The sequence below is a fragment of the Secundilactobacillus angelensis genome (assembly GCF_012641075.1).
GTDB lineage: Bacteria > Bacillota > Bacilli > Lactobacillales > Lactobacillaceae > Secundilactobacillus > Secundilactobacillus angelensis.
In genome coordinates this window covers 49,919-61,685 of sequence record NZ_JAAXLJ010000009.1, presented here as the reverse complement: position 1 = coordinate 61,685, position 11,767 = coordinate 49,919, and the positions used below count along the sequence as shown (strand labels likewise).

Genomic DNA, 11,767 nt, shown 5'->3' with positions numbered 1-11,767 from the left:
AATTAATATGAAATGTCCAAATTGTCACAACGAAATTCCTGCCAATTCAAAGTTCTGTACGTACTGTGGGTTTAAAATTCCACAAGTTGCCGCTACGGGTGCTCAGGCACAAGGCACGCAGCCTGGTCCACAACCACAGTACGGTCAAGGTCAGCCTAACCAATTTAATAACAACCAATTTAACAATGGTCAGCCTAACTTCAACCAAGGGATGAACCAGCAACAAGGTTTCAATCAGTCTAATCAAACGGGTCAAGGTGGCGTGAACATTAATATCAACATGGATCAAACCTCAGCTTATGCTAAGAATTACTGGGCTTACCTGATGCATGGTGTTAGGCATCCTTCAGATATCGATACGAAATTCAATAAGTACTTTGGTCTGATTTCATTGTTCGCTGGGTCGTTGATTGTTGCACTAACGTTTTTGATGACGGAGGTTCATTTGGCCAGTGGTGCTTTGTCTGAACTAGACAGTTATGCAGGCAGTAATACTTCAGCCACCGCTAGCTTTGGAACATTCTTTGGGGTGCTACTGGTTTGTATCCTCTTCTTATTTTTGGTTTTCAGTGTTACTCACTTAGTAACTCGTGGTTTCTTGGGTGATAAGTCTGCTAATTATATGGAAGATATGACCCGCTATTTTCATATTTCAAGCGTGGGATTGTTAGTCGCGTTTATTGGTTTTGTCCTCTCCATCATTGGTTCTTTTGCAATTATATTGGCGGCAATGTGCTTGATGTTTTATTATAGTATGGTTTCAATGGGTTACATCGCATTGGTCTTCAGAGCACACACTGAAAATCATTTTGACCGTGTATACGCATATTTTGTTGGGAGTATTATATTAGTAATTGGAATGGCAATTGTGATGGGCTTGCTAGGTGGTATTATTGGCGTAAGTGCATTGAGTAGCTTGTCAGATTTATTTTAAAATTGAGTTTATTGAGCTGATTTGAGGACAAGTATTGCCTATCGAATCAGCTTTTATTTGAGAAACAGTCAGGGTAGTGATAGTTGATTTAAAATATCAATACTCAGTAAATTGGGATGGGACGTGCTGTTATGACAAATTTAGTTGTCGATTCCGCTTTCTGGGAGCTTTTCCCGGAGGCACAAATTAATACGCTAACCGTTCATGGATTAGATAACACCGTGGATGAGTCACAGGATCCGCATTTTCAGGCGCTATTGGATGAAGCCATGGAAAAGTCGCACCAGTATTTAACCGCCGACGTTTTTCGCGAAAATCCCATCGTGGCACAGTGGCGTGAGGCTTATAGCAAATTCAAGAAAAAGAAGGGCGCTCGTTCGTCCATCGAAGCGTTACTGAAACGGGTCGATCAAGGTAAGCACTTGTCGCCCATTAATCCTTTGGTGGATGTGTACAATAGTGTTTCGTTAGAGTTCGGTGTTCCTTGCGGTGGTGAAGATCTCGCCGCAATAGATGGTCCTATGCACCTGGGTGTTGCCAAGGGCGGTGAAGCCTTCAAGCCACTCGGTGTTGATGAAGATGAACCAGCTTTACCAGGTGAAGTGATTTACTACGACAAAATTGGCGCTGTCTGCCGTTGTTTTAACTGGCGAGATGGTGAGCGGACGATGTTAACTGAGAAAACTACGGATGCCATTCTGGTGATTGAGGCAATCAATGCGGAGCAGCGTGAACGTCAAGCTGAGGCGGTAGCGACTATGCAACAACGGCTGCAAGCTGAATTTAGCGTCGAAGCACAAGTTGATGCGTTTACCGCTGATTAAATCTGGAGGGTTCAGATGGAGTACGTATTGCTAATGCGTGGAATCAACGTCGGTGGTAATCGACGCGTAGTGATGGCCGAGCTGCGTGATTGGCTGACGGCTGCTAGCGCTGAGAACGTCAAAAGTTATATTAACAGTGGCAATCTGTTATTTAGCTATCAGGGTGACGCCCATGAAATGGTTGACCAAGTCTTGGCTCAACATTACGATTTTGAAATCACTCACGCCGTTATTGCAGCGCAAGACTATTTGGCGGAAGTGAACGCTGCGCCTGAATGGTGGCGCACCGATAAGGAAGGGCGCTATAATGCGTTATTCAAGTTGCCAGGTTATCAACCTGAGTACGATCAATTAATTGAGGATAAACGTTCTGATTATGACGAAGTTGTGTTTACTTCTCACGTCATCTTTTGGCGAACACCAACGCAAATCAATTACTCACGATCTTTTTTCGCGAAGATGTTGTCGGAGCCGTTCTATCCTGTGGTTTCAATTCGAAATCGGAATACGACGTTGAAGTTGGCGCGGATGATTGAGGAACGGATGAGTTAAGTTCATTACCCAAAATAAAAATGGTTAGTCCTTCGCAATTGAAAGGCTAACCATTTTTGAGTTTTTAGAATAATTTTTCGGTATAGTACGAGTCATCTGTAAAGAAACCGTCTACCTTAGCTCGTTTTGCCATTTCGACTTGTGATCGGAAATCGATGGTGTAAGCAGCGGCCTTTTTGTGGGTAGCGTGAATTGCTGCGATTTGACCAGGCTTCATCGCGTTCGTGTAGACCGTTGTGAAACTGACGTACCTGGGGACTTCTCTGGCAATCTGAAAAATATCTTTCGACTCGTTGCCAGACAACAGCAACATCGTAGGCGCTTTAGGCAAACGGTGGTGCATGTAAGCCAGACTTTTCTGGTTGAACGATTGGAGAATGACGTGGTTAGAAACGTGGTAGTGCTTAATAGCCGCGATAATTCCTTTTTCTAGCTTGTGACCGCCAGCCGTTGATTTTTTAGATTCAATCACATAATTGGTGGATTTACCGTACTTTTTAAATAGCTCAGGTAAGGTATGAAGGGACTCACCGTTCTTAAACTTGTACCGCTTGATTTTATGGAACTTAGACGACGTGATATTGACGTTATGGTGAAGGGTTCGTTTAAGGTTATTGTCGTGGGAGTCGACCAACTTTTTATCCTTTGAAAGCACGATGTCTTGCTCGATAAAATGACTGCCATGCTTCATTGCATAGTTATAGCCTGCATAACTATGCTCTGGAAATTTCAAAGGGCTGCCCCGATGACTGATAATGAGCGGGTGCTCAACGTTATATTGTTTAATGGATAAAGCGTGTGCGCCAGTCGTGAACAACGCGCTTCCAGCGATTGCCATGCACAGTGTGGTAATCATAAGTAATAACTGTTTTTTCATGATTTCATGTCTCCTAATTTTCAGCACAATAGTACTATTAAACCACAATTAGCAGACTGTTTCAAAATAGTGCTCAGTAGATTTTTTTATATTACCATAGTCTGGTGATCCAGGTTCCCCCAACTCATTATTTTGTTCGAAAAATAGCAAGACAACTTATTTGTACCCAGTAAGGGTAGCGGTTACAATCTTGACGTAATAAAAATCTTACTTTTGGAGGTATCATCTTATGACAACAGCTTTTGCTAGTCCTTCGACCTTTATTCAAGGCAAAGGATTGCTGAAAGATGCCGCGAAGTACATCAAGGTATATGGGGACCATGGTATTTTGCTGACAGACGATATTGTTTGGAAATTGATTGGCGAGACATTTTATACAGATCTGGTTAGTGCAGGTTTAAACATTGAACATGTTGCATTTAATGGTGAAAGTTCACCAGAGGAAATTGATCGGGTTAAGGAAATTGGGTCAAAAACTGACGCCGCCTTCATCATTTCCTTAGGCGGTGGTAAGACCAACGATACAACAAAGGCAGTTGGCGACCAATTGAAGATTCCCGTGGTTATTGTCCCAACGCTAGCTTCAAACGATTCGCCATGTACGCGATTAAGCGTGATTTACTCGGAAACTGGTGAATTTATGAAGTATATGTTTTATGATAAAAATCCGGATTTGGTTCTAGTGGATTCGTCGGTGATTGCTAACGCACCGGTTAAGTTCCTGATTGACGGTATGGCGGATGCCTTATCCACAAATGTGGAAGCTCAGACTGTGGCACGTGCGCGCGAAGTGACATTATTGCCTCTGCAAACTCAGCAGACATCTGCTGGATTAGCGCTGGCAGAAAAGTGCGAAGAGCTATTATTTAAATATGGTAAACAAGCAGTAGATGCAGCTAACGACCACGTGGTGACACCCGCCTTGGAACACATTGTTGAGGCTAATATTTTGTTAAGTGGTGTTGGGGCTGAAAGCTCTGGTTTAGCAGCGGCGCATAGTTTTCAAAATGGACTGACCGCTTTGACTGGGGATGTGCACAAGATGTCTCACGGTCAAAAGGTTGCTTTCGGTACACTGTTGAATCTCGTACTGGAAGGTGCAGACGACGCTACACTTGAACGCTATTTGAAGTTCGAATTGAAATTCGGTTTGCCAACGACTCTAGCTGACTTACACTTGGCGGATGCCAGTGATGCCGACTTGATGAAGGTTGCTGAATTGACCACGCAAACGGGTGAAACCATTAATAATATGGGCTTTAAAGTAACGCCGCAAGATGTGTTTGAAGGAATTAAAGCGGTGGACTTGTTCTCGAAAGCTTATCAGAAAATTCATGAGAAATAGACAGAGAGAGCTAAATGTCAACTGGTTCAAGACTAAGGAAGAATATACAAAATGAGGTAGGGCAAGATGTTGTCCTACCTCGTTTTGACTTTAATCAGTCAATCTTATATAGTTAGTATACTAACTATATAAGAAGGAAGAATCACCATGAATAACTTCGGTTACCTCATAATGGATGTCGCTAAGGAACTACGCTATCAAATGAACACTGCGTTAGAAAAAGAAGGGATCACCAGCGCTCAGTGGGCCGTCATTGCTCAAATTGAAATTTCTAAGGTGCCGCTCACTGCAGCACGAATTGCAGCCATTGTCGGGATGGATCGAGCGACTATTTCTGGGATCGTTAAACGGCTTGAAGCAAAAGAAATGATTACCATTCAGCCTTCCAGCGAGGATCGTCGGGCACGGGTCCTTACTTTAACTGCTGACGGTGAGAAAGCCTTCAAGCGCTGCAAGCGGATCGCTAACGTTCAGATGTCAGACTTTGCAGCCCCACTGGCACCAAAAGAACAAGCGACACTAGTCAGTTTGTTGGTTAAATTGGAAGAGGGGCATCACGTTGGATAAAATTCTGGTTTTAGGCAGTACCGGTAATATTGGCTGGCCGGTAGTACAACAACTAGCTGCTATTGATGATGTGACTGTGGTCGCAGGAATTTATCACGCTGAGTCAGATCAGATGAAACGGTTGGGGGTGGAGACTCGACATTTCGACTTCTTGGACAGCGAGACCTTCGAACCAGTGTTAAAAGGTGTCAACAAAGTTTTCTTCGTTCGACCACCAGAGTTAGCGAAACCAGAGGAAGATATGAAGCCATTCTTGGCGGCAGTAAAACGACACGGAATTGCTCAGGTGGTGTTTGTGTCGTTGATTGGTGTGGAGAAGAATCCCATGGTACCGCACCGTAAGATTGAACGGATGATCACCGACATGGACTTGCCACATACCTTTATTCGGCCAAGTTTCTTCATGCAGAATTTAACTAGCACTCACTTGCAGGACATCCAGCAAAATCACGACTTATTCGTGCCTGCTGGTCGTTCCAAAACTAGTTTTATTGATACCAGAGACATTGCGGCGGTCGTTGTAGCAGTGATGCAGGATTCAAAGTATCTGGGTCAAGCACTAGAAATTACGGGACCTGCGGCGATTACTTATCAACAAGCAGCTGACATTATGACGCAAGAGTTAGGGGTAACAATCACTTACAGCAAACCCAGTCTGCTGAAGTTCCGCCGTACCATGATTCAACGGGGAATCAAGAAAGAATTTGTGAACGTTATGGTGATGCTGTATGTGATGACGCAATTGGGGACCGCTAAAAAGGTTACCCAGACGATTGCAACTGTTTTGAATCGGCCAGCGACATCCTTTGCTGAATTTGTGAGGGATAATAAGCCACGATTTTCAAGCCACGATATTATCTATTAAAGATTATTTTGTTTGACTATCTGTTGGTGCTAATATATTAAGAGTAAATGTGTTGTAGCATCCCTGTAACACAGATGGCAGTATTTAACTTCGGGCGTAATGATCCGGTGCTAACCGACATTACGCTCATTTTAATGGGATCAATAAATTGATTAGTTGGAGAGGCAATTTTGTAATGAAGCGAAAAGTAAAAGAGTCACCTGCGTTACGTCGGTCAATGACAGCCGGACAGATGGAAATGATTTCCTTGGGGGGCGCAATCGGTGTTGGCCTGTTCATGGGTTCCACTTCAACCATTAAGTGGACCGGACCTTCCGTATTGTTGGCGTATATGTTCGTCGGTTTGATTTTGTACATTGTCATGCGGGCGCTGGGGGAAATGATCTACATTAATCCCGGAACGGGTTCTTTCGCAGACTACGCTACCGAATACGTACACCCCTTAGCCGGTTATTTGGCAAAATGGGCCAACGTGTTTGAGTATATCGTTGTCGGTATGTCCGAAGTCGTGGCTGCGACTCAGTATCTGCAGTATTGGTGGCCGCATATTAATACTTTCACCGTTGGGGTCATCATCATTGCTTTCTTAGTCGTCGCTAACCTTGCTAGCGCGAAAGCATATGGCTCACTGGAATTTTGGTTCGCCATGATCAAAGTCATTACGATTATTTTGATGATTATTCTGGGCCTATTGGTCATCTTCTTTGGTTTTGGTAATGGTGGTCACCCAACAGGATTCAGTAATCTTTGGTCTCACGGTGGTTTCTTCACCGGTGGGGTTAAAGGGTTCTTTTTCTCAATGTCAATCATTGTCGGTTCTTATGAAGGTATCGAGTTGCTGGGTATCACTGCTGGAGAAGTTGCCAATCCGCAAAAAGCAATCGTTAAATCGGTAAAATCGGTTCTACTCCGAATCCTGATTTTCTACGTGGGTGCCATCTTCGTTATCGTGACCATTTATCCGTGGAATCAACTTAGTGCCATTGGATCGCCATTCGTCTCGACGTTCGCAAAAGTTGGGATAACTGCCGCGGCATCGGTCATCAACTTCGTGGTTTTGACTGCTGCTTTATCCAGTGCCAACTCCGGAATCTACTCTTCCAGTCGGATGCTGTTTAAATTAGCACATGAAAATGATGCCCCAAAGGTCTTTGGCCATTTGTCAAAGCGGGTCGTTCCTAGCGCGTCAATTCTAGGAATTTCTGGTGGGATCTTACTTGGGTTCATTCTTGATATAGTTTTCTCTGCTTATAACAAGTCCACGTCGAATCTATTCGTGGTGGTCTTCAGTTCATCAGTTCTTCCAGGCATGATTCCGTGGTTCGTCATCCTATTGGCTGAGCTGCGTTTTCGGAGAAATAATGCCATGGTGATGAAGGATCATCCATTCAAATTACCGTTATACCCATTCTCTGATTACTTTGCAATCGTGATGTTACTGGTCATTGTTGGGTTCATGTTTGTGAATCCCGATACTAGAATCTCTGTTATAGTTGGCGCGGCAGTACTGATTGTCGCGACGCTGTTTTATCTCGTTCGGCATCGTAAAGGGCGATTAGATTAATACTTATGGAGTGATGCACGGAAAGGTGCATCACTTTTTTTCTGGATTGAGAGTGGTATTATCATGAATTTCCTAATCATACTTTAATTTTTGTGATATAATGTGTTCTAAACTACTACATGTTCAGTGGTTAACATATGATACTAAAGACAACATACATAGAGGAGTGTTTCAAATGAACTATAAATTTTCTAACCGTGTCCCTAAGACTGATAACGACCCCGTTGGCGACATTTTAAAGGCTGCAGCGGATCCTAAAGTCACTTCGTTTGCTGGAGGCTTACCGGCACCAGAATTATTCCCAGTCAAGCAAGTTAAGGCTGCAGCTGATAAGGTGTTAGATGAAAAGGGTGCCGCAGCGTTACAGTACAGTTCTGCACAAGGCGTGCCTGAGTTACGGAATGTCGTTTGTAAACGACTTGAAGTTGAAGGGATTCATACCACTGCTGACCATGTCATGATTGCGACTGGTTCACAACAATCCATTGATTTGACTGCGAAAATGTTTCTAGATGAAGGCAGCGCAGTGATTGTTGAAGACCCAACTTACTTAACTGCTGTTGACGTTTTCCGTTCATACGGTGCCCACTTTGTTGGCGTTGACATGGATGAAGACGGGATGAAGATGGATTCTCTTGAAGAAGCGTTAAAGAACAATCCGGATGCCCGATTAATCTACACTGTACCCACTTTCCAAAACCCGACTGGTCGAACGATGACCATGGAACGGCGTAAGAAGTTAGTTGAATTAGCTGACAAGTACGACGTAATGGTTCTAGAAGATAATCCATACGGTGCAATTCGTTGGGAAGGTGAAAACCTGCCTTCATTAAAGTCGTTAGACAAGACTGGTCATGTCATTTACATGGGAACCATGTCAAAAATCTTCTCACCCGGTTTACGGATCGGCTGGGTAGTTGCAGAACCAAAATTAATGAAGAAGTACACCATGATGAAGCAGTCTGCTGATTTGCATACTGACAGCTTCTCACAATATGTTTGTGCGCAGTACTTTACCGATAATGATATTAATGAACACGTCAAAAAAATCACTGCACTGTACCATAAGCGCGAGCAACTCATGATGGAAGCAATCGATAAGTACTTCCCAAAGGGTGTTTCACACAGTTATCCTGAAGGTGGGATGTTCTTATGGGTTACGGTTCCTGGCGTTAAGAGTTCGCAACAGTTGTTTGATGCAGCCATGAAACGTAACGTAGCCGTGGTTCCAGGCGACCCATTCTATGGGAACCAACCAGAACCAGGGACGTTTCGAATGAACTACTCCAACACGCCTGAAGATGGTATTGTGGATGGCGTCAAGCAGTTAGCTGAGGCATTGGATGAAGTGATGTCCGAACCAGCCACCAAGTAAGTTTAGTTAAAATGAATAGTGAATCCCGTTATGAATTGGATGGTGCATGCCTGTATCATTCAGCGATAACGGGATTCTTGCGTTATACTGGAATCAATTAAAATTCGTGAAGCAGGGGGATTAACATGAATCTTGACGAAAAATTTGCGTACATGGCAACCGGGCAACCATACGATGATTTAGATCCAAAATTAGTGAAGGTTCGAGAAACAGCGACGACGTTTACTCAAAGGCTGAATGGTACGGTTGATCCGGCGGCGCGGAATGAATTGTTTTCTCAGTTGATTGGGAATGCTGGTGAGGCGCCATTTGTTGAACCTAATTTTAGATGTGAATTTGGTCGTAATATTACTGTCGGCGACCACTTCTATGCCAACTATGATTGCGTGATGTTGGATGGTGCGCCTATTACCATTGGCTCACACGTCCTTTTCGGGCCCAAAGTGGGGCTTTATACCAGTAATCATCTTTTTGATCCGAGTGAACGGCGCACAGGTGGTTGTATTGCTAAGCCTATCACTATAGGCAATGACGTTTGGCTGGCAGCTAACGTGACGGTTTTGCCAGGAGTGACTATCGGTAGCAACGTTATCGTCGGCGCTGGTAGCGTTGTGACTAAGGATATTCCGGATAATGTCATTGCGGCTGGAAATCCGTGTCGTGTGCTGCGGAAAATTACTGATGATGATCGAACTGGTTTTAACGGTCAGGACTTCTCGGCAGGAAATAGTTAACTTGGTGAGTGTTCTTAGTTGCCTTAGACCTACTAGAAGGTCATACAATATACTGTAGAACGGATAGGGAGGAATTTTTCATGACCACAATTACAGATACATTTGAATTAAATAATGGGTTAAAGATGCCCAAAGTGGGTTTTGGTACCTGGCAAACCAAGCCTGGCAAGGAGACTTATGATGCCGTTAGTAATGCATTGAAGGCTGGCTACCGGTTTATTGATACAGCGAAGGCTTACCGCAATGAAAAGAGTGTTGGCGAAGCAATTGCCGATGGTGATGTGGCAAGGGAAGATTTATTCGTCCAAACTAAATTGCCAGCAGAGTCAAAAACATATGATGCTGCCATAGCTGATTTTGAAAGTAGTTTAAAGGCTTTGAACCTTGATTACGTTGATTCTTATATCATTCACGCACCATGGCCATGGGCACAGGAAGGTACCAACCACGATGCTGAAAATCGTGATGTTTGGCGAGCCATGCAGGATATCTACAACAGTGGTCGAGCAAAGTCAGTTGGGGTTTCAAACTTCAATACCCATGACTTGGAAAACTTATTAAATTGGGATGGTTTGTCAGTTACACCCGCTGTGGACCAGATTCAATACTACGTCGGCTACACGCAAGATTCGATTGTGAAAACAGCTAAGGACAACGGGATTGTCGTTCAGGCGTATTCACCATTAGCAACAGGTGACCTAGTTAATGATCCCGATTTGCAACGGATTGCGGCATCTTATCAGGTTTCGGTACCACAACTAGCCTTACGCTTTGTGATTCAAAATGATATTGCACCACTGCCAAAAGCGCGGTCAATGGCACACGTTAAGGCAAATGCCGAACTTGATTTTGAAATCAGTGATAACGACATGGCCGTTTTAAATCAAGTTGCTGCTGTGGATCATATTCATCCGGTTGGTGATTAATTTCTGTGGAGTTAACCTGGTTTTGATTGGACATGGTTCTATACTTTGATATAGTCTAATCGAGCGCCAAAACTCAGATTACATTACACTCTGAAATCTACCGAGTTTTGTTCCTCACTGTATCCGTCACAATTACTTAAACAAATCAAGCATTTTGTTAAAAAATTAAGGAATTAAATTTAATTTTTGAATTAAAAGTGTTAAACTAAATGTACCCAAAACATTCGTGTGTTGGGCATTCAGTAATCTGATGATAAATCAAATTTGCTGAATTACCGTCAAGCAGCGGATACAGTTGTAGGCGAGTTGATTAATCAACTTAACTATTTATTGTTATTCAGCTGTTTGACAAAGATGTGTCTTTTTAAAGATCCACTATAATTGAGAAAACCGATCGCTATAAGTCCTAACGGGATAAAATAAACTTCTCCCTGTAAATTTTAGTAAACTAAGTGTTATTTCCCCCATAATAGATAACCAATTAGTTCCCGTACAAGGATGATCGCGTGAGTATTGATTATAGCGTCGAAGAGCTTCGAACCTCCCCAGTTCGGAGCTTTTTGTTTGGGCAAATTAATTGTACGCAAAAGGGATCTGACACTGTGGCGCGTCAGATCCCTTTGAAATTGCCGTGGTGTTAGTCCAAAATTTCGGTTTTGATTCGGCCTTCAGGAATATCACGATCTGTGTATCCATCGGCAGTTTGCCCAACTACTAAGCCAGCGACTGGGGTGAAACCTTCACTAATTTTCAATGACCGTTTCAAGCCATCATCACCAGCGACAGCGACAATGGCGCCCCAAATATGGCAGGCACCAAGGTCGAGGTCCACTGCTGCCAGGTTTAAGTTCTCAATGATAGTTGCAGTGTTGGAATACGCCGCGTTGTCAGTGGCATCGCCCTTTAATTGAGTTGAAGCAATAATCAACATCGGTGCACCATAAAGCATCTTCTCCCGACCAAAGCGTTTGGCCGCTGTGTCATCGATTTGCGCCAACAGCTCAGGATTTTGCACGACGGTCAGTTCAACTGTGTCATATTGACCCATTGAAACGGGTGAGGCATAGGCTGCCTTCAATAACTGATTACGCTGTTCAATCGTAACGGGTGTCCCTGTATAACTACGGACAGACTTGCGTTCCAATAATGCTTTCATTGTATCCAAAACGGTCACTCCTTTTGTTTCAGTTTAGCACGACGAATA

Annotated in this window: 12 protein-coding genes; 10 read left to right on the top strand and 2 right to left on the bottom strand. The window is 43.5% G+C overall.

Features of this window, described 5'->3' with window-relative positions:
* The first annotated feature begins 7 nt into the window (after nucleotides 1–7).
* From HC026_RS06730 to HC026_RS06720, 3 genes are all read left to right on the top strand, one after another.
* The gene (locus HC026_RS06730) at nucleotides 8–934 is read left to right on the top strand and encodes a zinc ribbon domain-containing protein (RefSeq protein WP_168925227.1); all 927 of its coding nucleotides are present in this window, start codon (nucleotides 8–10) and stop codon (nucleotides 932–934) included.
* Nucleotides 935–1,065: 131 nt separating this feature from the next.
* Complete coding sequence (locus tag HC026_RS06725; RefSeq protein WP_168925226.1) at nucleotides 1,066–1,758, top strand: B3/B4 domain-containing protein; 693 nt, start codon at nucleotides 1,066–1,068, stop codon at nucleotides 1,756–1,758.
* A 15-nt stretch (nucleotides 1,759–1,773) separates the two neighbouring features.
* Nucleotides 1,774–2,310 (top strand): DUF1697 domain-containing protein, encoded by a 537-nt coding sequence (locus HC026_RS06720; RefSeq protein ID WP_168925225.1) that lies wholly within the window; start codon nucleotides 1,774–1,776, stop codon nucleotides 2,308–2,310.
* 64 nt (nucleotides 2,311–2,374) lie between these two features.
* On the opposite strand, the gene HC026_RS06715 is transcribed toward HC026_RS06720, so the two are convergent.
* Complete coding sequence (locus HC026_RS06715; RefSeq protein WP_168925224.1) at nucleotides 2,375–3,187, bottom strand: glycerophosphodiester phosphodiesterase; 813 nt, start codon at nucleotides 3,185–3,187, stop codon at nucleotides 2,375–2,377.
* A 229-nt stretch (nucleotides 3,188–3,416) separates the two neighbouring features.
* Between HC026_RS06715 and HC026_RS06710 the strand changes: the two genes are divergently transcribed.
* The 7 genes from HC026_RS06710 (at nucleotide 3,417) to HC026_RS06680 (ending at nucleotide 10,563) form a co-directional block, all read left to right on the top strand.
* Nucleotides 3,417–4,532, top strand: coding sequence for a glycerol dehydrogenase (locus tag HC026_RS06710; RefSeq protein ID WP_168925223.1), 1,116 nt, complete (start codon nucleotides 3,417–3,419; stop codon nucleotides 4,530–4,532).
* Nucleotides 4,533–4,679: 147 nt separating this feature from the next.
* Nucleotides 4,680–5,099 carry a MarR family winged helix-turn-helix transcriptional regulator gene (locus HC026_RS06705; protein ID WP_168925222.1) on the top strand — a complete coding sequence of 140 codons (420 nt, stop codon included), beginning with the start codon at nucleotides 4,680–4,682 and terminating at the stop codon, nucleotides 5,097–5,099.
* On the top strand, nucleotides 5,092–5,964 hold the full coding sequence (locus HC026_RS06700) for an SDR family oxidoreductase (RefSeq protein WP_168925221.1): 873 nt from the start codon (nucleotides 5,092–5,094) through the stop codon (nucleotides 5,962–5,964). Before HC026_RS06705 ends, HC026_RS06700 begins: the two co-directional genes overlap by 8 nt.
* Before the next feature lie 175 nt (nucleotides 5,965–6,139).
* Nucleotides 6,140–7,528, top strand: coding sequence for an amino acid permease (locus HC026_RS06695; RefSeq protein WP_168925220.1), 1,389 nt, complete (start codon nucleotides 6,140–6,142; stop codon nucleotides 7,526–7,528).
* A 175-nt stretch (nucleotides 7,529–7,703) separates the two neighbouring features.
* Nucleotides 7,704–8,903 carry an aminotransferase-like domain-containing protein gene (locus HC026_RS06690; RefSeq protein WP_168925219.1) on the top strand — a complete coding sequence of 400 codons (1,200 nt, stop codon included), beginning with the start codon at nucleotides 7,704–7,706 and terminating at the stop codon, nucleotides 8,901–8,903.
* A gap of 125 nt (nucleotides 8,904–9,028) precedes the next feature.
* Nucleotides 9,029–9,637, top strand: coding sequence for a sugar O-acetyltransferase (locus tag HC026_RS06685; protein ID WP_168925218.1), 609 nt, complete (start codon nucleotides 9,029–9,031; stop codon nucleotides 9,635–9,637).
* Between the two features lie 80 nt (nucleotides 9,638–9,717).
* The gene (locus HC026_RS06680; protein WP_168925217.1) at nucleotides 9,718–10,563 is read left to right on the top strand and encodes an aldo/keto reductase family protein; all 846 of its coding nucleotides are present in this window, start codon (nucleotides 9,718–9,720) and stop codon (nucleotides 10,561–10,563) included.
* Between the two features lie 637 nt (nucleotides 10,564–11,200).
* On the opposite strand, the gene HC026_RS06675 is transcribed toward HC026_RS06680, so the two are convergent.
* Entirely contained in the window at nucleotides 11,201–11,719 is a 519-nt protein-coding gene (locus HC026_RS06675; protein WP_232843669.1) for a nitroreductase family protein, read from the bottom strand.
* Between the last annotated feature and the right edge of the window lie 48 nt (nucleotides 11,720–11,767).

Coding starts and splice junctions, on each gene's coding strand:
- HC026_RS06730 (WP_168925227.1), top strand. CDS start 8: ATGAAATGTCCAAATTGTCACAACGAAATTCCTGCCAATTCAAAGTTC.
- HC026_RS06725 (WP_168925226.1), top strand. CDS start 1,066: ATGACAAATTTAGTTGTCGATTCCGCTTTCTGGGAGCTTTTCCCGGAG.
- HC026_RS06720 (WP_168925225.1), top strand. CDS start 1,774: ATGGAGTACGTATTGCTAATGCGTGGAATCAACGTCGGTGGTAATCGA.
- HC026_RS06715 (WP_168925224.1), bottom strand. CDS start 3,187: ATGAAAAAACAGTTATTACTTATGATTACCACACTGTGCATGGCAATC.
- HC026_RS06710 (WP_168925223.1), top strand. CDS start 3,417: ATGACAACAGCTTTTGCTAGTCCTTCGACCTTTATTCAAGGCAAAGGA.
- HC026_RS06705 (WP_168925222.1), top strand. CDS start 4,680: ATGAATAACTTCGGTTACCTCATAATGGATGTCGCTAAGGAACTACGC.
- HC026_RS06695 (WP_168925220.1), top strand. CDS start 6,140: ATGAAGCGAAAAGTAAAAGAGTCACCTGCGTTACGTCGGTCAATGACA.
- HC026_RS06690 (WP_168925219.1), top strand. CDS start 7,704: ATGAACTATAAATTTTCTAACCGTGTCCCTAAGACTGATAACGACCCC.
- HC026_RS06685 (WP_168925218.1), top strand. CDS start 9,029: ATGAATCTTGACGAAAAATTTGCGTACATGGCAACCGGGCAACCATAC.
- HC026_RS06680 (WP_168925217.1), top strand. CDS start 9,718: ATGACCACAATTACAGATACATTTGAATTAAATAATGGGTTAAAGATG.
- HC026_RS06675 (WP_232843669.1), bottom strand. CDS start 11,719: ATGAAAGCATTATTGGAACGCAAGTCTGTCCGTAGTTATACAGGGACA.